General features: G+C 53.5%; 16 protein-coding genes. 13 read left to right on the top strand and 3 right to left on the bottom strand.

Annotated elements, in window-relative coordinates; translation table 11 throughout:
- Nucleotides 1–57: 57 nt before the first annotated feature.
- The 3 genes from ACO5R6_RS01380 to udp are packed head-to-tail and all read left to right on the top strand — an operon-like array spanning nt 58 to nt 3410.
- Entirely contained in the window at nt 58–690 is a 633-nt protein-coding gene (locus tag ACO5R6_RS01380; RefSeq protein WP_485625385.1) for an MBL fold metallo-hydrolase, read from the top strand.
- Between the two features lie 39 nt (nt 691–729).
- Entirely contained in the window at nt 730–2598 is a 1869-nt protein-coding gene (gene hemZ, locus ACO5R6_RS01375; protein WP_485625384.1) for a coproporphyrinogen dehydrogenase HemZ, read from the top strand.
- A gap of 14 nt (nt 2599–2612) precedes the next feature.
- The gene (gene udp / locus ACO5R6_RS01370; RefSeq protein ID WP_485625383.1) at nt 2613–3410 is read left to right on the top strand and encodes a uridine phosphorylase; all 798 of its coding nucleotides are present in this window, start codon (nt 2613–2615) and stop codon (nt 3408–3410) included.
- Here the strand turns inward: udp and ACO5R6_RS01365 are convergent.
- Nucleotides 3389–4300: a DMT family transporter gene (locus ACO5R6_RS01365; protein ID WP_485625382.1), complete on the bottom strand. Its 912-nt coding sequence runs from the start codon at nt 4298–4300 to the stop codon at nt 3389–3391. The genes udp and ACO5R6_RS01365 overlap by 22 nt on opposite strands.
- A gap of 244 nt (nt 4301–4544) precedes the next feature.
- On the opposite strand from ACO5R6_RS01365, the gene ACO5R6_RS01360 reads away from it, so the two are divergent.
- From ACO5R6_RS01360 to ACO5R6_RS01335, 6 genes are all read left to right on the top strand, one after another.
- Nucleotides 4545–6707 (top strand): YhgE/Pip domain-containing protein, encoded by a 2163-nt coding sequence (locus ACO5R6_RS01360; protein WP_485625381.1) that lies wholly within the window; start codon nt 4545–4547, stop codon nt 6705–6707.
- Nucleotides 6708–6741: 34 nt separating this feature from the next.
- The gene (locus tag ACO5R6_RS01355; RefSeq protein ID WP_485625380.1) at nt 6742–7101 is read left to right on the top strand and encodes a hypothetical protein; all 360 of its coding nucleotides are present in this window, start codon (nt 6742–6744) and stop codon (nt 7099–7101) included.
- Nucleotides 7094–9223 (top strand): YhgE/Pip domain-containing protein, encoded by a 2130-nt coding sequence (locus tag ACO5R6_RS01350; protein WP_485625379.1) that lies wholly within the window; start codon nt 7094–7096, stop codon nt 9221–9223. Before ACO5R6_RS01355 ends, ACO5R6_RS01350 begins: the two co-directional genes overlap by 8 nt.
- Nucleotides 9224–9284: 61 nt before the next feature.
- Entirely contained in the window at nt 9285–9797 is a 513-nt protein-coding gene (locus tag ACO5R6_RS01345) for a nitroreductase family protein (RefSeq protein ID WP_485625378.1), read from the top strand.
- A gap of 70 nt (nt 9798–9867) precedes the next feature.
- Nucleotides 9868–10389, top strand: coding sequence for a pyridoxamine 5'-phosphate oxidase family protein (locus tag ACO5R6_RS01340; RefSeq protein ID WP_485625440.1), 522 nt, complete (start codon nt 9868–9870; stop codon nt 10387–10389).
- 70 nt (nt 10390–10459) lie between these two features.
- Nucleotides 10460–11164 (top strand): precorrin-2 C(20)-methyltransferase, encoded by a 705-nt coding sequence (locus ACO5R6_RS01335; protein ID WP_485625377.1) that lies wholly within the window; start codon nt 10460–10462, stop codon nt 11162–11164.
- 31 nt (nt 11165–11195) lie between these two features.
- On the opposite strand, the gene ACO5R6_RS01330 is transcribed toward ACO5R6_RS01335, so the two are convergent.
- A complete protein-coding gene (locus ACO5R6_RS01330; RefSeq protein WP_485625376.1) occupies nt 11196–12197 on the bottom strand; it encodes an aldo/keto reductase in 1002 nt (333 codons plus the stop codon).
- 155 nt (nt 12198–12352) lie between these two features.
- Between ACO5R6_RS01330 and ACO5R6_RS01325 the strand changes: the two genes are divergently transcribed.
- Both ACO5R6_RS01325 and ACO5R6_RS01320 read left to right on the top strand, forming a co-directional pair.
- The gene (locus tag ACO5R6_RS01325) at nt 12353–13072 is read left to right on the top strand and encodes an ABC transporter ATP-binding protein (protein WP_485625375.1); all 720 of its coding nucleotides are present in this window, start codon (nt 12353–12355) and stop codon (nt 13070–13072) included.
- A gap of 5 nt (nt 13073–13077) precedes the next feature.
- The gene (locus ACO5R6_RS01320) at nt 13078–14331 is read left to right on the top strand and encodes a hypothetical protein (protein WP_485625374.1); all 1254 of its coding nucleotides are present in this window, start codon (nt 13078–13080) and stop codon (nt 14329–14331) included.
- A 90-nt stretch (nt 14332–14421) separates the two neighbouring features.
- Here the strand turns inward: ACO5R6_RS01320 and ACO5R6_RS01315 are convergent, their stop codons facing one another.
- Nucleotides 14422–14733 (bottom strand): integrase core domain-containing protein, encoded by a 312-nt coding sequence (locus ACO5R6_RS01315; protein ID WP_485625373.1) that lies wholly within the window; start codon nt 14731–14733, stop codon nt 14422–14424.
- A gap of 97 nt (nt 14734–14830) precedes the next feature.
- Here ACO5R6_RS01315 and rd point away from each other — a divergent pair, with 97 nt between their 5' ends.
- Entirely contained in the window at nt 14831–14992 is a 162-nt protein-coding gene (gene rd / locus ACO5R6_RS01310) for a rubredoxin (protein WP_485625372.1), read from the top strand.
- 283 nt (nt 14993–15275) lie between these two features.
- Complete coding sequence (locus ACO5R6_RS01305) at nt 15276–17810, top strand: thioester domain-containing protein (RefSeq protein WP_485625371.1); 2535 nt, start codon at nt 15276–15278, stop codon at nt 17808–17810.
- Nucleotides 17811–18037 lie beyond the last annotated feature (227 nt).

Raw genomic sequence — 18037 nt, 5'->3', positions numbered from 1 at the left:
GAAGATCGCTGCCGACCTGCGGTTCCGGCCGTCGGTCGGCATTTTTGAGGGTAAATCATGAGAGTACAGCAATTCGTAGTGGGACCGGTTGAGACCAACTGCTATCTGATTCACAAGGAAGGAGCAAAAGAAGCTCTGATCATTGATCCGGGGGGAGACGGAGACCGGCTGGCAGAGTATCTCAAGAAGGCGGACCTGCATCTTGCGGCCATTCTCCTGACCCACGGACACGCCGACCATGCCGGCGGGATCGATGACCTGAGGAAGCACTTGGACGACAATCCCCCCGTAATCGCCTCCTCTGCTGAGAAGAGGACCCTTGCAGATCCCTCCTATAACCTCTCTTCCTGGATTCTGGGACGCGATATGCGTTTTCACGCGGATCTCTTTATGAGAGATGAGGAGGAGAGAGATCTGGCCGGCCTTCATTTCCGGCTCTTAGCCACGCCGGGGCACACGGAGGGAGGCTGCTGCTTCTACTTTCCGTATGAGGGGGTCCTCTTCTCCGGAGACAGCCTTTTCGCCGGTTCCCTGGGAAGAAGTGATTTTCCGGGAGGGTCTATGCGGCAGCTGGTCGCCTCTGTCAAGGATAAGCTGATGGTTCTGCCGGAGGACACCCGGGTCCTTCCCGGACATGAGAGCGAGACCACAATTGGAGAAGAGAGGGTCTATAATCCTTACCTGGTCTGATGTGAGCTGGGACCATCGCGGACAATGTAGGATGAGTTTATGATTTACGCGTATTTGAATGAGACCGGTTTTGAGTACGATATCTATAACCTGCTGCGATCCTTTCTCCCGAGGGCCGAGGTGCGGTTTCTCTATCCGGCCGGACTTGAGAAAAAGCCGGAGGGGGCCGGGACAGCAAAGGAGGCACTGACTGCCTATCGGGGCCGGGTCGATCGGGCTGAGAGGGACCTGGCCCGCTGGAGAGAGGAAGTTGCCGGAAGACAAGCAAGGGGGGAGAGCACAGGCGGAGAGGACAGGCAAAAGCCAAGGCATGCCAATTCCCATGCCAGGAGTTCTAAAGCCCTGGAGGAGAAGCTGGCCGGGGCCCGGGAACACTTACAGGCCCTTCGCAAAGAGGAGGCGGAGGCCTTTCTTTTGGTCCGATTCAAAGAGGACTCCATCCGCCTTCGCTGGGAGCCCGACGGAGGAGAGGCGGCCCGCATTTTCGAGGCCCTGGCCCTGGCAGAGGGAAGGGAACCGGCGGTGGAGTCCATCATTGCCGGCCTCCTGTCGGAAAGCTGCGGCCGGCTCTATGAGGAGACCCTCTGCACGCACCGGAAGCTCCCGGTCGACGCGGGACAGAGAGAGGCAGACCTTCTCTGCCGGCGGGAGCAGAAGAACGCCCTGAAGAGGCTTATATATCGGGCCCTGGCAGAGGATCGGGGACAGGAGCTGCCCTGGGGAACCCTCTCAGGCATTCGTCCGACGAAGATTCTCCTGAAGAAGCTGGCTTCCGGGGCTTCTTTCTCCGAGGCCTCCCGCTGGATGAAGGAGGTCTATCTGATTTCAGACAAAAAACTTGATGCCTCGGCCCGGATCGTGCGAAGGGAGCTTGATGTTCTGCGCAGAATCCACACGGCAACCGGCATTGGTGGGATGAAAGACGGGAAGAAGGGATACAGCCTCTATCTGAATATCCCCTTCTGTCCCTCCACCTGTCTCTACTGCTCCTTTACCTCTTACCCGGAGGGAAGCTATGCCGCGGTTATGGGGGACTATATCAGGGCGCTTGAGAAAGAAATTGACTATGTGAGGGAGGATTTCCAGGACAAGAAGGGCAGGGTTCTTGACAGTATTTATATAGGAGGCGGGACCCCGACCTCGCTCTCTCCGGAACTTATGGACCGGCTCCTGTCTTATATCGAGCAGAAGCTGGACTTAAGTCAGCTTCGGGAATGGACTCTCGAGGCGGGACGGCCGGACTCGGTTACAGAGGCCAAGCTGGACGCAATCAGAGAACACGGAGTGACCCGGATCAGCATCAATCCGCAGACGATGAAGGACGAGACCCTCAAATTGATCGGCCGCCGGCACACGGCGGAAGAGACCCGACGGGCCTATGCCCTGGCCAGGGCCAAGGGCTTTGACAATATCAACATGGATCTGATCATCGGCCTTCCGGGCGAGAGTCTGGAGGATCTTGAGCGGACCCTAAGAGAGGTCATGGATATGGGCCCCGAGAATTTGACGGTTCACTCTCTGGCCCTGAAGCGAACGGCTCGCTTGAACCGGCAGTGGGAGACCTATGAGAAATACCGGATGGAGTCTTCCGATCAGAGGATGGAGCTGGCCGCCGCCTACGCCAGGGAAATGGGCCTGACCCCCTACTATCTCTACCGGCAGAAGAATATTGCAGGAAATCAGGAGAATGTGGGCTATGCCAAGGAGGGCCGTGAGTGCATCTATAATATTGCCATCATGGAGGAACAGCAGGACATCGTGGCCCTGGGCTGCGCCGCTGACTCCAAGAAAATTCTGCCGGACGGCAGTACAGACCGCTGTGAGAATGTGAAGAATATCGAGGACTACATCGCCCGCGTCGACGAGATGATTGACCGTAAGAGGGCCCTGTTTGGGGAGAGGGACTAAGGAGGGGAAACGCAATGAAATATGCCAGAGATCCGAAGAAGCAGTACCACTTGGGAATCGGGGCCGATGACATCGGCTCTTACGTCATTCTGCCGGGCGATCCGGGCCGCTGCGCCAAAATCGCGGCCTATCTTACGGACCCGGTCAAGGTTGGAGAGAACCGGGAGTTTATCACTTATACAGGCCGGATTCACAGGACCGGGGTCTCTGTGACTTCTACGGGAATCGGCGGTCCCTCCGCCGCAATTGCCATGGAGGAACTGGTCCGGGCGGGGGCCCGCTGCTTCATCCGCGTCGGGACCTGCGGAGCCATGCAGGAAGAGATCCTGGGTGGAGACCTGATTGTGGCAACGGGAGCCGTTCGGATGGAGGGAACCAGCAAGGAGTATGCCCCGATTGAGTATCCGGCTGTGGCGGATTTCGGACTGGTGGCTGCCCTTGAGGGGGCAGCAGAGAAGCTGGGCGCAAGATACTATACCGGTGTCGTCGAGTCCAAGGATTCCTTTTATGGCCAGCATGACCCGGAGAGGAGCCCGGTCTCCTATGAACTTGAGAACAAGTGGGAGGCCTGGAAGCGCCTGGGCTGCCTTGCGAGCGAGATGGAGTCAGCCGCGCTGTACACCGTAGCTCAGGCGCTCGGCGTCCGGGCGGCCTCGATCCTCCTCGTTATGGCCAATCAGGAGCGGGAGAAGGCCGGGCTGCCCAATCCCCTGGCAGACGATACAGACCTGGCGGTGCGCTGCGCAGTTGAGGCGGTGAGGAGCCTGATTGCAGAAGAGGAGAATGAAGATCATCCCTGCCTTGGCCGGTAGGAGATGCAGATCATCATGGTCAAAATGAGGAGGAAGCCCAGGCCATCCCAGGGACTGAAAGGGGTCTTGAAGAAAATGCCCGTGACAAGAGCCGCCGTGAGGGGTTCCGAGAAGGCATAGAGGCTCGCGGGGACAGGGCCGATGATGCCGACGCCGGTCATATAGAGAGAGAAGGCAGCAACATTGCCGATCAAAACCACAAAGAGGATGCCCAAATAGCCGATCGGATTGGGCTGATAGGGAATGCGCCAGGGCTGAAAGATCAGAGCCATGACAAGGCCGCCCCAGAAGAAGGCCCAGGCCTGCATGATTGCAACCGGGTATTTCTTCAGGATGGACTTTCCGACCAGGTTATTGATGGCGATGCCAACGGCAGACCCGATACCGGCAGCCAGAGCCAGGGGAGAGATCTGGAGGGCTTTGGGGTTTCCGTGGGTCACAATCGAGAGTACGCCAAGAAAGGCAAAGAAAATGGCGGCAAGCTCCGGGGCACGGGGTCGGCGCCGGTGTATGAGACAGATCAGAATCAGGGTCAGGCTGGGGGCAAGATCCTGAAGAATGGTCCCCATATTGGCGGATGAGAGCTGGATACAGAGGAAGTAGAGGAACTGGCAGAGGGCAACTCCCGGAATTCCGTAGACCAGACACAAGAAGGCGTCCCTTCGATTGGTGAAGGGCTGCCAGGTCTTCCTGGGTCCGTAGGAAACAAGGCAGAAGAAGAGCATAAGAAGACCGGCCAGAAAGAGACGGATGGGAACCAGCCAGGAGGTCTGCATGCCCTGATGGGTGAAGAGGTACTGGCCCATGGAGCCGGAGAGCCCCCAGCAGATCCCGGAGCCGATGGCGCAGGCAGCACCCAGAAGTTTTCGATTGATTTTTGGATTTGGCATGGCCCGCTCCCTTGTCTGTCCGTTCTCTTGCGGTGTGGATAGAATCTCTTATCGTGAATGATAACAGATAGGCAGAGGAAAGATTTGATTCTTTTGCAAGAAGAATGGGGGAAGATAGATATACAATCGCATCGGACTGTATGCATGGATGAGGATTTGTGTGATTTGTGCCGATTTTACCGGGGCCCGGTGTTAGAATAGAAAAATCAATCTGAGGACATGAGATCTGCATGACAGGGGAAATATGATTTTACAATTATTTCGACATGATCTTAAGGAACTGAGAAGAAGCGTCTTCACCATCATCATTGCGCTGGGAGTCTGCCTGCTGGGCGGGACCTATGCCTGGGCCAATATCTATTCCAACTGGGATCCCTACGGAAATACCAGGGGAATCAAGATTGCCGTGGTATCCCTGGACCGGGGAGAAGAGCCGGCAAGAGAAGCCGGGGACGGCAAGGGGACCGGCGGACAGAAGAATCTGGGGGCGGAGATTGTGGACCAGCTTCACCACAACGATAAGATCGACTGGGTATTTCTGGACTCGGAGGAGAAGGCCAGAGATGGGGTCGTATCCGGCGAATACTACGGAGCCCTGATTGTAGGCGAAGACTTCACCAGGAAGATGACGAGAGTCTTCACGGATGGCGTGGATAAGCCTCAGCTGACCTTCTATCAGAATCAGAAGAAGAATGCCGTCGCCAACAAGATCACAGACACCGTCGTGACTACAATTCAATCCCAGGTCAATGAGAAGTTTATTGAATTTATGGTGGAACGAGCCTTCTCAGACAGCAATCATTTCGCCGCGAATCTGAAGGAGGGCGGGGGAATTGACAGTCTGATTTCACGCTTTGAGCAGATCCGAAGCGATCTTGCAGGCTATCAGGCTCAGATCGACATGGCCATTGCGGGAAATGCAGCTCTTGACAGGGCGCTCGCCCAGGCCGGTCAGGCGACGGAAAGTGTCCAGGGAGCTCTTGACAGGACCCGGTCCGGCTTGGGGCAGGCCCGGGAGGCGGCAGAAGAAGCCCAGCTTACCCTGGACGAGTACAGCAAGCGGGTTCGAAATATAGAGGCCATGGCAGAGGACAACGCTTCGGACTGGCAGAAGGGGATTGATGACCTGACCTCGGGCAGCGATATGGAGAGCATTCAGAAGGCCATACAGACGCACAGAGACAAGCTGAATCAACTGGATGGAAAACTTCATGCTCTGGCAGAAGCGCTTCCGGAGGAACTGACGCCCAACCTGCACCGGATGATCCGGCAGCTGGATGCTATCAAGGCCGGTCTCAGGGAATTGGAGTCTATGAACCGGGCCTCATGGGTCGGGAAGACCGATGCCCAGCTGAGTCCCCGGGAGAAGGCGCAGAAGGAGGATTTCTACCGCCATCTGGACCAGATCAAGCAGGAGAGTCGGCAGCTGACGGACCAAGCGACAAAAACGCTCCCCAGGGAAGTGGAATCAGCCCTGGACAGTACGGCCAAGACGATCAGGGACGCCAGGGCCGGAATGAATCAGATCTCCGGTCTTCTCGGAGGGATGGGCGACGTGTTCGGATCCCTGTCCGGCACAGTCAATGCGGGCAATGTCAGCCTGGTTCAGACAAGGCAGGCCCTGGCCTTGCTCGACAAACGGATTTCCTCTGTCCTGGACGCAGTCAAGGAAGCGGGAGACAAGGACTCCGTCAGGGCTCTGATCAATACGCTCTCCGGAGACCCGGAGGCCTATGGGCGCTTCTTTGCCAATCCGGTGGAGATTGCGTCGACGACGATCTACCCGGTCGAGAATTACGGGTCCGCTGTGGCCCCCTTCTACTCCGTCCTGGCCATCTGGGTTATGGGGCTCCTTCTTGTGGCGGTTATGAAGACGCATCCGGACGCCAAATCCTATCCCGGGGCCAAAGCGTATCAGCTCTACCTGGGCCGCTATCTGATCTTCGCCCTGCTGGAACAGTTCTTTGTCATTCTTCTGGTCCTGGGAGATCTCTTCGTGCTCAGGATTCAATGCCTGCACCCCCTGCTCTTCTGGGCAGTCTGTGCCATAACCGGCCTGACCTTCTCACTTCTGATCTATTCTCTGGTTTATGCCTTCGGAGATGTCGGGAAAGCGATCGCCGTCGTCATTGTCGTCCTGCAGATCGCAGGGTCCTCCGGAACCTATCCGATTGAGCTTCTTCCGGGCTTCTTCCAGAACGCCTATCTCTTCTTCCCCTTCCCCTATGCGATCAATGCACTGCGGGAGTGCGTGGCAGGTCTCTACGGGATCAATGTGATTGTTTACCTGGGAGAATTGGCGATTTTCATCCTGCTTGCCCTGGCGATCGGAATCTGGATGTATCGGCCGACAGCAAAGCTCCTTCACTTCATGGAGCTTCGGATGGATGACACGGAGCTGATGTGAGGCCGGCCGAAAAGACCGGCGTGTGGAGTGTTGAATGATGAAGGATTACCAGAAGTTCTATCGGGAATACATCGCTGAGCTCAGGGAAAAGCATGAGATCAATGTCAGGCGGATTGTCCTCGGAATACGGGTCAACCTGATTCTGCCGCTCTTTTTTCTTATCCTGAGTTTTATGATCGAGGGGGCTCGCTTTGCCTTTCTCATGCTCTGGATCGCAAGTCTCTTTGGAATTGCCGGGTATCTGATTTTCGTCGAGTACACGGATTTTGAGCTCCAGAAGAAACTGATTGACCTGGAGGCTCAGGAGGGAGAGACACCGGAATCTCTTATTGGGGGAAAATATCTGGAATTCCATAATCCCCTGAAGTCCACGCAGGAGGAATCTCATGTCTAATATTTTCAAGATCTTCCACAGGGATGCCGGGCGAATCTGGACCAATGTGGTGGCCCTGGTGGTCATCATGGGGCTTGCTGTCATACCCTCTCTCTATGCCTGGTTTAATATCCTGTCCAACTGGGATCCCTACGGGCCCGCCTCCACGGTCCAGCTCAAGGTGGCTGTGGCGACGGAGGACCGGGGGGCGGACTTAGACGGGGTCAAGCTCAATATCGGAGATATCGTCATCGACAAGTTAAAGACCAACCAGTCGATTGGCTGGGTCTTCGTGGATAAGGCCGAGACCGCAAGGGAGGGAGTGACCAGCGGCCAGTACTATGCGGCCTTAGTCATCGACGGCGACTTCTCTGAGAACATGCTCTCATTCATCGGAGGCCGGCTCAATCATCCCAAAATCTACTACTACGAGAATGAGAAGAAGAACGCCATTGCCCCTAAGATCACCGGCAAGGTGAAGACGACCGTGCAAGAGGAGGTCAACAAGGCATTTGTCAGCTCTTTAGCCCAGGGCTTGCTCTCCGCGGGCAAATATATCTCCCACTCGGATGGAAGTATGCCCCTGACGGATGCAGCCCTGCGTCATCTCAGACAGATGGATGCCGATATGACGATCAGTATGGGGATCATAGATGCCTATATTGGTCTGGCCGACTCGGCAGACCAAGTCAAGCAGGCAAGCCGATCTCTCTCCAAGGAACTTCAGGAGATGACCGGAGAATCAAGGAAGAAGCTCGAGGCGGCGAGAGAGGAGGCCCAAAAGCAGGATCCCTCCTCGAACCGGGCCGGGTCCGGCCAGACGACCGACTACATTGAATCACAGTTGGCCCAGGCCTCTGACTTCCTGCAGGCTCTGGAGAATCAGCTGGCAAGCGGCAGAGAGCTGACCGAGCCGGAGATCAACCAGCTGGAGGCGGTTTTGGACCGTCTGCACGAGCAGATCAATGGGGCCTTCAGCGCAATCAACCTGCCTCCCCGCCTCCAGGACGGATTAGACCGTCTGAACCGGAAGTACCAGGTCCTGAGAGATCGGTTGGAGGGAGTGAAGGCAGCAGCGAGGGCCGGTCAGTCCACCGTCGCCCTGGCCAAGCAAGCGGCGGATGACTGCGGCCAGCTGCTCGCTGAGAGTCGGAGCCTGATCGCAGATTACCGCAGCCAGGTCAAGCCCAGGATCGCCTCCTCCATGCAGTCCATTCGAAATTCGATCGCAGAGGCCGGAACACTCCTTGACGATGTCGGCGGAAATATTGACGCTGTGAACAAGATCCTCGCATCCCATCCGGATTTATCCGGGGCGGCCAGGGGGGACCTTGTGACGGCAAGAGACAATCTGTCCCAGATCCAGACCAAGCTGCGCAGTCTGATTGAGGAAGTGTCCAAGCTCCAATCTTCAGATCAGTACCAGATGTTGGTCCGATTGATCGAGTCCGATCCGGACCTGATCGCGGACTTCATCTCTTCTCCGGTGGGACTTAAGTCGGAGTCGGTTTATCCGATTGAGAACAACGGATCAGCCATGGCGGCCTTCTATGTGGTTCTTGCCGTCTGGGTCGGGGCCCTGATCCAGGTGGCGATCTTAAGACCCCGCCAGAAGCATCCGGGGGAGATTCCGGGGGTCAAGCCCCGGCATGAGTTCCTGGGCCGCTATTTGATTTTCTTCCTCCTGGGACAGGTTCAGGCCCTGATTATCGTCCTTGGGACCCTCTTCTATGTGCGGATCCATGTCAAGTCCTGCTTCTTCTTCTGGCTTGCGGCAGCCGTGTCCAGCCTGGCCTTCACCCTCCTGCTCTACGCTCTGACCTACGCCTTCGGGGCAGTGGGAGAGGCACTTGGCGTGATTATTATGGTAGTGCAGGTCGCCGGAAGCGGTGGAACCTTCCCCATCGAAGTCCTGCCGAAGATCTACCGGAGCCTCTACCCCTTTATGCCCTTCCGGTATGGGATCAACGCCCTGCGGGAGTGCATCGGCGGCTTCTATGCGCACAACTATGCATACAACCTCCTCCATCTTCTGGCCTTCGGGATTCCGGCCCTTCTGATCGGGCTTGGGATCAGCAAGTGGATCGGCGGCCTGACTCATAAGATTGAGGCGTCCAAGACGGGATCCGACCTCTGGGCCTAGGGCGGGAGAGAGGAGGGATTTAATCACAGTAATGAAAAAAAGGATTCATAAGGAGGTTTTTATGACATTTTTAGAACTGGCAGAGAGACGCTATTCCTGCAAGAAATACAGCCAGAGAGAGGTCGAGCCCGGGAAGCTCATGGCAGTTCTGGAGGCCGGAAGGCTGGCTCCGACAGCCAAGAACCTGCAGGAGCAGCATATCTACGTCCTCCAGTCCAAAGAGGCACTGGCCGAGCTTGACCGGCTGACCCCCTGCCGCTATGGGGCCGGAACAGTTCTGATGGTTACATACGACAGGACCAGGACCTATGTCCTGCCGGGAGATCAGTACAACTCCGGGGTGGAGGACGCGACGATTGTTGCAAGCCATATGATGCTGGCGGCCGCCGATCAGGGACTTGATTCCTGCATGGTGAACTTCTTTGATCCGGACCGGGCAAAGGAAGTCTACAAGCTGCCCGAGAGGGAAGAAATCGTCATGATGATTGACCTGGGCTATGCCGCAGATGGGGCCGGCCCCCTGCCCAACCATAAGAGCCGCAAGGATCTGTCTGAGACAGTGACCTATCTCTGATACAGACCTGTCTGCGGCTATGCCCCAGGAAGAAGAAAGAAAGAGGTGAAAGATGCCATCTGTGAGACCAATGAGACGCCATGACCGGCAGACAACGGACCGGGAAGAAATCATACAGATCATGCAGGCCTGTGACGTCATCCGGCTGGGGATTAAGGATGATGACGGCTACCCCTACATTGTCCCGCTCAACTTCGGACTGGAAGACAGGGACGGCAGCCTGTGCATCTACCTGCACTCTGCCATGGAGGGGTATAAACTGGATCTCCTGCGCATGGATCCGCTTGTGTCCTTTGAGATGGATACAGGACATGTCCTCTATTCCGACCGGGACCGGGGGTATTGTACGATGAATTTTCGGTCCGTTATGGGCAGAGGCCGGATCATATTTGTCGAGGATCCTGAGGCCAAAGCCCATGACCTGTCGGTCATGACAGACCACTATCACATGGACCATTTTCCCTTCAATGAGGCGGCTATTCCAAGGACACAGGTTCTGGAACTTCGGGTCGACACCTCCTCCCTGACAGGCAAGCAGAAGCGGACCAAGATCCCGCGTGATCAGTCCGTCCCGACCGGGCATTCCATGTGAGGGATGATCACAAGGCATACGGGCGGCTGAAAGTGAAAGAGCTTTACAGAGTACCGGAAGGAGGATGGCGGTGACAGAGGATAAGAGGGGGATCTTGATCGGCGTGGGTGTGGGGCCCGGAGATCCGGAACTGATGACCCTGAAGGCGATTCGCATGATCAAGGAGGCAGACCGGGTCATCCTGCCCCAGAGGGAGGCGAGAGAGGCCCGGGCCTATCAGATTGCCCTGGGAGCAGTTCCCTCTCTGGCAGACAAATGCCTGATCGGCCTTCATTTCCCCATGACCCGTGACAGGGATGCGCGGGACCGGCAGATCGCCGCCAATTATGCGCTCTTGCGCCCTTACCTGCAGGCGAACGAGCGGCTGGTCTTTCTGACCATCGGCGACCCCTGCCTCTACTCTACCTTCTGTCATCTCAAGGCCTGTGCCGAGGCAGATGCCTGCAAGACAGAGATGGTCAATGGAATCAGCTCCGTTGCGGCCGCCTCTGCCCGTTGGAATATCCCCCTCTGCCTGGACGATGAGGAGCTCCACCTGCTCAACGGGAAGAGCCGGCTCAAGGAGGGCCTTGCCCTGCCGGGCACCAAAGTCCTGATGAAAGCCGGCTCCTGTCTTTTCGATCTGGCCGAAGCGCTTCAAGAGCATCCGGACATGAAGGTCTACGGAGTCAAGGATTGCGGTCTGCCCGGGGAGGAAGTCTATGATCAGGTCAAAGATATACCGGGAGACTATATGCTGACCGTCATTTTGAAAGAGGAAAAAGGATCCGGGTAAGGAGCGCGGGGCAGAGAGACAAGAGGGCTGATCAATCACGAAGGATCGCATCAATCTCCGCCAGCTCCTCAGGATGAAAATCCAGAGCTCTTAAGGCATCCACATTGTCCCTGATCTGCCGGGGACTTGAGGCCCCGATGATGACCGAGCAGACCTGGGGCAGACGCAGGTCCCAGGCCAAGGCCATCTGCGCCAGAGATTGCCCGCGGGAGGCGGCCAGGGCCTGTAATTTCCGGGCGGCCTCCAACTTAGCCTCCGTGAGGTCTTCACGCTTTAAATAGCGGCCGTCGTGGGCGATCCGGCTGTCAGAGGGGATGCCGTTTAAATAGCGGTCAGAGAGGAGACCCTGGGCCAGAGGGGAGAAGGCGATGATGCCAAGGCCGTCTTGCTCTGCCTCCCGGGGAAGGCCCTGCCGTTCTATCTGCCGGTCAAAGATGGAGTAGCGCCGCTGGTTGACAATCAGGGGCAGGTGGATCTTGCGGGCATACTTGACTGCCGCCTCGGTCTGCTCGCGATTGTAGTTGGAGATTCCGGCGTAGATTGCCTTGCCCGCGTCCACAAGAGACTTGAGGGCGTCTAAGGTCTCCGCAAGCGGCGTGTCTGGATCCGGGCGATGATGGTAGAAGATATCTACATAGTCGAGTCCGAGCCGGCCCAGGGATTGGTCCAGGCTTGCAATCAGATATTTGCGGCTGCCCCAGTTGCCGTATGGGCCGGGCCACATGTCATAGCCGGCCTTTGAAGTGATGATCAGTTCATCCCGATAGGGCTTGAAGTCCTCGGCAAGGAATTTGCCTGCATTCTTCTCGGCCCGACCGTACTGGGGGCCGTAGTTATTGGCCAGGTCAAACTGGGTGATTCCAAGATCAAAGGCGGTTCGCATCATAGCCCGCATATTGTCCGGGTTGTCATTCTCTCCGAAATTGTGCCAGAAACCAAGAGAAATAGCGGGAAAGAGAAGACCACTTGCGCCGACTCTGCGGTAGAGCATCTTCTCATAGCGATCATCAGCTGCCTGATAGGTGTGTGACATGGTTCCCTCCTCTGCCATACTTGTTTGTCGGACGATTGGGCTGTTTCTACCGGACTATTATAGAACAAATGAGAGATTATGGAATGGCCGACCGAAGGAGGAAACGAAAAATAAAGAACTGATATCGAGAATATTGAATATATAGGAGGATAGAAATGTCTATTTTAAGCTTCCAAGAAGTGAGTTATGCATATGATCAAGAAAATGTTTTGGATAATATTACCTTTGATATCCCGGAAGGAAAGATCATAGGACTAATTGGTGCAAACGGAGCTGGTAAGTCAACATTAATTAAGCATATAGTACGTTATTTAACACCTGATAAAGGGATGATTAAATATATGAATAAGGATATATATGAGCTTGCAGATAATATGTTCCCGATTTCATATATTCCCGATGAACCTGTCGTGTTTGATGAATTGACAGTCATAGAACATTTGATGTTTATCAGCGCTGTATATGGAACAAATAAGGATATGGAAAAGCTAATTGATCGATTGGAATTGCAAGATCATTTGTTTAAAACCCCTTTTGCCCTATCTAAGGGAACGATGCAAAAGCTTTCAATAGGTTGTGCGCTACTAAAACCGCATAAAATACTTGTGGCGGATGAACCTTTTACAGGTTTAGATCCCAAGCAGATTAATAATCTAAAAAAAATATTTGTAGAGGAAAAAGAACAAGGGAAAACGGTATTATTATCGACACATTTGTTAGAGGTTGTTGAAAACACATGTGAATATTTTATATTTATTGAAAAAGGAAGACTAAAGATAAGAGGAAGTTTAGAGGAGATACGTGGTGAACTGTCTGCAACATCTTTAGAGGAAGTTTATCTGCTGTTAGAAAATATTGATGCATGTAGGGAGTAGGAAAAATGAAGTACTTGTTTTTTAATAAAATTCGAGAGACAAAAGTTCTGATTTTGAATTATAAATATGAGGTTATCTTATTGGTCTTATTTGGGGTAGTTGGGGTAAGCCAAATTTTCCATTTGATTGCCGTTAATAAAGGAATAATCAATGCAAACCAAATGCAATTGGCCATTGGGATCGGCGTTATTAATGCCATTCGTATTTTTGTGGGGAAAAAACCTATTTTTAAAATTAGGACAGCAAGTATACATTATTTTTACAATACAAAATTTTATAAGGCAGTTGTGACGCTTGCTCGCGGAGTTCGTTTAATACAGAGTTTGGTAGTAGCAATTTGTTTTTCGCTTTTATTCTGGGAACAAAAAAACAATCAAAGAAACGTGATAGTTTTATCTGCATTTATACTGTATTTTCTGACGATAGACTTATTATGTTGGCTTAAATATAAAGATATATATATAGTGTATATCTTACTTTTAACCTTAATATCAACAGCGTTATTTCTGGCCTCATTTCTTTATTCTCTTTTTATATGCTTACAGCTAGTGTTTATGTTTTTTTTGCTTTTGATTGATATGCTAATTAAGCTGGATATGCATCAATATATTGAAGATATAAATTTTTTAGAACGCGCAGATCGGTCAAGCAGATACCGAAATTACCTTGAAATGCAGCAACTTACAACGGAGCGGGTGGCAAAAAAAAGATATCAACCGTTTTTAGATTTTTTACTAGATAAACAAAGTACTGTACTTATTTGGAAGGTGGTTGTTGAATTTATACGGTATTCACCTCGTGTAAAAATCCTACTGCTGATTTTAATTGGAGGGGGAATTGTTTTAAATAAAACTTCGTTAATAACTATAATACCATTTTTTTCTGACCCACTACTTCGAAAAATAGGAGGTGTTATATGTTATATGATGGGTATGTCATCAATTTATGGTACTGTGCTAGTCCAGGTAGAAAAATTTTTAGCGAAAAATAGACTGGCTTTTTTACTTCCATTTACGGATAAATTTATCTTATTAAATTATGGTGTAGTGGGAAGTGGAGTAGTAATTGCTACGACAGCATTTGTTGATATTATAATGCAGTTGAATTTTATAAAGTCGGTTTGTTCTTTATTTTTAGTTGGTTTTACCAGTTTAGGAGCCATTCTTTTTTCGGAGAAAAAGCACAGAAAAATTATTTGTTCGTATGTATACAATTTTATTATGGGTATTGTGGGGGTAATTATCTATGGCATTCTATAATGGGTCAGTTTTCAAGACAAAAATCCGAGATTTTTATAATGAACTGATATCCATAGTTATGAGAGTATTGATACCCTGGGGTACTGATGTTCAAGCTATATCCCTGGCTTCCTCATAAAGCATTGCCGGGTAATACACAGAAGCAGGCGGTACATTCCCGATCGCCGAATGACAGCACTCGAAGTTGTAGGTATGGATGTACTCCCTGACCGTAGCTCTGGCCTCCTTGATGTTGTGCCATTCTGTCAGGTAGGCTTCCTCATACTTGAAAGAGCGGAACCACCGCTCGATCTTGATGTTGTCAGCCCAGCGGCTCTTGCCGTCCATACTCTGACGTACCTTGTTAGCCAGGAAGTGGAAAATCGCATCTTGCCGAAGAGAAATTATAAAAAGCCCTTGCAAGCATAAGAGAGATGACCTATAATCCGTTTCAGTAACAATTCCTAATTATAGATTTATGGGACCTCCACCGCCTGTGTGGAGAGAAAGGAAATGCGATATGGATAAGTATATGTGTGAGCCCTGCGGTTATATCTATGATCCCGAGCTTGGCGATCCCGATGGGGGCATTGCGCCCGGAACCGCCTTTTCGGACATTCCCGATGACTGGGTCTGCCCTGTCTGCGGCGCGTCCAAGGATGCCTTTGTTGTAGCTGAATAAGCGGATCGGAAATAAAATTCCGCCATAAAACCGGACACGGGTCCCGGCAGGCCCGACCTATGAATGCTTTCCTGTTCCTGACAGGGGAGCATTTATTTTTTCGCCCGAAAACTCCGCAGATTGCGGATGCAGGGAATCTTTCATCCTGTCGGAAAGGGAGAAAAAAACTCAGAATCTTTGTGGAGTCTGTCTCTTGTGCAGTGATCCCACAGGGGCTATTCTGGCCTTAGCTCTCGTGACAGATGGGCTTGATCGGTCAAGTCGATCGATAATGGGAGGAAGTATGGGAAAATACACATGCAGAGGGCGGCGGAGATGGATCCTATGCCTGGCCCTGTTACTGGCAATCATGGGAACCCTTCTGCCCTTCTCGCCCGGAGGAAGGGGCGGAAAGCAGGGGCTTGCGCACGCGGCGGAGGACCTGGCAGTTCTCAAGGCCTATGATAAGGAGGTTAAGTACGAACAGGTCGGTCTGGGAAGATCCAACTGGACAGATGACTTCGTCCTGGAGAGGGGCGGGAGGGACTATCACGGATTCTGCGTTAATCCGGCCAGGTCCACACCTGAGCTAGGATCCAGATTCACAGTCCGCGAGTTGGATGATGCGCAGGTCCGCAAGATTCTCTATTACGGCTACGGAAGCAAGACCAGTGTTCTGGGGGATCTGGGTCTGTCTTCCGAGGAGGGACTTGTAATCTCACATGTAGCCCTGGCCAGGGCCCTGGGAGATCCCCACTGGGCCATTGATCTCAATGCCAGGGGCAGGCAGCTGACGGATCGGTTCCTGAATCTCCTCGCCTCGAAAGCTCTGCCGGGAAGAGAAGAGCAGCGGGCCTTTCTCTGTCACAACACAAAGAGGGGAGGGCAGGATCTGGTCTACTCCTGGCAGGCAGACAAGTCCGAGGAAGAGAAGAAGACCTCTCTGCTGATCAGAAAGCGGTCTGCGGCAGACCATCTGACCAAGGGCAATGCATCTTATTCTCTGGCCGGAGCCTGCTATGGACTCTATGCCGATTCGGCCTGCAAGACCTGCCTGCAGGAGGTCTGCCCGGACCGGAAGGAATCCGGGGACTATGAGGGGTGTTTTCAGGGACTGACGGTCGGGAAGCAGTATTTCATCCGTGAGATCCGGCCGCCTGCGAATGGGTCCTATGCCATAGACGAGAGGGTCTATCCCTTTACCGCAGGAAAAGAAGCCGGCCCAGGGGAGATTTCATCCCTGGAGATGAAGGAAGAACCGGTCTATGCGGCGCCGGACCTGCTCCTGCGCAAGAAGGACGCCCAGCTCGGCTCCAAGGGGCAAGGTGATGGGAAACTGGCCGGAGCAGAGTATGCGATCAGCTATTACCCGGAGGATCTGCCCTCAGCAGAGGCTTCCGGGGGAAAGAAGCCTCTTTACCGCTGGATCATGCGGACAGACGAGAGGGGAGAGATTCATTTTCAGAATAAGGACTCCTATGTGTCAGGGGATCCGCTGCCGGAATATCAGGGAAAGAGGGTCCTCCCCCTGGGGTCCTGTCTGATCCAAGAGCAAAAGGCTCCGCATGACGCGAAAGGGAGAGCCCGGTATGCCCTTGATCCAAAGATCTATCTGGTCAAGATCCGTATCGGAGCAGACCGGAAGATCAGGGTGGAGAATCCTCTGCTTGAAGGGCACAGGGAGCAGATCCTGCGCGGTGGGATCCTGATTGAGAAGCGGGAGGCCTCCTATCCGGACGGAAGCGACTACACGGCGGGGATGAGCCTGGAGGGGATCCGCTTCTCCATCTATAATCGGTCAGCCGAGACGGTGGCAGTAGATCTGGACCGGGACGGGACCTATAGCCGGAGGGAATATTTCGCTCCCGGAGCCAAGATCCGGGAAATTACAACAAGGAAATACAGCAGGGACGAGGCGGACCGCCTCTATGGCATTAAGAGCAAGGCAGAGGAAGTCTATCTGGCGACAACGGACGATGACAGGGACGGCAGTGATCAGAGTCTACCCAGCGGAAGATATGGGATCGTCGAGGAGACGACGGGCGGCTCAGGCTTGTCGGGCCCGGTCAATCGAGATTATATCCTGCGCGAGAGGCAGGAGAAACTGGTTGAGATTCACGGAGATCTGCAGGAGGGGCAGCTCTGCCGGACAGATATGGCCGGCCGGAAGCTGACCTTCGCAGAGAACAACCTGCCCATGCGGTCAGACCTTGTCTTAAGCAAGGTCAAGGAGGACACAGGGGAGAGGATCTCCGTTCCCTTCCTCCTGATCCGGGAGGAGAGTGGGGAGAAGCACATCCTGATGACGGATTCCAAGGGAAACTTTGACAGCAGGGCAAGTCTAAGACCCCACAGTCAGAAGACAAATGCCAATGACCGCTTTCTGGATCTGGTCGAGATCGGGCAGGAGCCGGAGGGAAATCCGGGCGGAAAGCCGCAGATCAGGCAGAAGAGGGATCTGAAAGTATCGGAGATGACAGAGGATGCGGGCCTCTGGTTCGGCAGGGGAAGCCATGGGAATATGGCCGGGCCAAACGACCGCCTGGGAGCCCTTCCCAAGGGCCATTATCGTCTGATCGAACTGTCCTGTGACAGGAACCGGGGGTATAAGCCGGTGGATCTTCGGTTTACCGTCGACCGGGAGGGCAAAAAGCCGGAAGAAATTGTGAACCTGGGAAAGATCAGAAACCATCCCATCACACCAAGGAAACCGCCGGCGCCGGGAGAAGTACGCGCGCCCAAGATGGGAGATCCGGGCCAGATATGGGTTCTTCTGATCTGCGGAACATTTGCCCTGGGAAGCATGGCGGTTCTTCTGGCAATACGCAAAAAGAAGTAGTGATAGAAGAGCGAAATCACAAGGTCAATCTGCGCATTGATTCAAGTTCTGTGCTAGAATGGGGGAGATTTACGGATCTGACAGCGGAGAAAGAAGGCAGTTCATGGGAAAGTTCGGAAGGAAAAACGGTGACAGCAAGAAGGCGGCAGAGAAGAAGATGGCGCAGCAGCTTGCGGCACTCAAGCGCAAACAGGCCAAGAAGAAGTGATTTTCAGAAGCAGTTTTCA

Source organism: Shuttleworthella sp., from assembly GCF_057251025.1.
Note: the sequence above shows the minus strand (reverse complement) of the source record. Positions and strands in the feature narration are given on the sequence as shown.

Excerpts from the sequence above, each read along its gene's own strand:
- ACO5R6_RS01380 (WP_485625385.1), top strand. The coding sequence starts at position 58 with ATGAGAGTACAGCAATTCGTAGTGGGACCGGTTGAGACCAACTGCTAT.
- hemZ (WP_485625384.1), top strand. The coding sequence starts at position 730 with ATGATTTACGCGTATTTGAATGAGACCGGTTTTGAGTACGATATCTAT.
- udp (WP_485625383.1), top strand. The coding sequence starts at position 2,613 with ATGAAATATGCCAGAGATCCGAAGAAGCAGTACCACTTGGGAATCGGG.
- ACO5R6_RS01365 (WP_485625382.1), bottom strand. The coding sequence starts at position 4,300 with ATGCCAAATCCAAAAATCAATCGAAAACTTCTGGGTGCTGCCTGCGCC.
- ACO5R6_RS01360 (WP_485625381.1), top strand. The coding sequence starts at position 4,545 with ATGATTTTACAATTATTTCGACATGATCTTAAGGAACTGAGAAGAAGC.
- ACO5R6_RS01355 (WP_485625380.1), top strand. The coding sequence starts at position 6,742 with ATGATGAAGGATTACCAGAAGTTCTATCGGGAATACATCGCTGAGCTC.
- ACO5R6_RS01350 (WP_485625379.1), top strand. The coding sequence starts at position 7,094 with ATGTCTAATATTTTCAAGATCTTCCACAGGGATGCCGGGCGAATCTGG.
- ACO5R6_RS01345 (WP_485625378.1), top strand. The coding sequence starts at position 9,285 with ATGACATTTTTAGAACTGGCAGAGAGACGCTATTCCTGCAAGAAATAC.
- ACO5R6_RS01340 (WP_485625440.1), top strand. The coding sequence starts at position 9,868 with ATGAGACGCCATGACCGGCAGACAACGGACCGGGAAGAAATCATACAG.
- ACO5R6_RS01330 (WP_485625376.1), bottom strand. The coding sequence starts at position 12,197 with ATGTCACACACCTATCAGGCAGCTGATGATCGCTATGAGAAGATGCTC.
- ACO5R6_RS01325 (WP_485625375.1), top strand. The coding sequence starts at position 12,353 with ATGTCTATTTTAAGCTTCCAAGAAGTGAGTTATGCATATGATCAAGAA.
- ACO5R6_RS01320 (WP_485625374.1), top strand. The coding sequence starts at position 13,078 with ATGAAGTACTTGTTTTTTAATAAAATTCGAGAGACAAAAGTTCTGATT.
- rd (WP_485625372.1), top strand. The coding sequence starts at position 14,831 with ATGGATAAGTATATGTGTGAGCCCTGCGGTTATATCTATGATCCCGAG.
- ACO5R6_RS01305 (WP_485625371.1), top strand. The coding sequence starts at position 15,276 with ATGGGAAAATACACATGCAGAGGGCGGCGGAGATGGATCCTATGCCTG.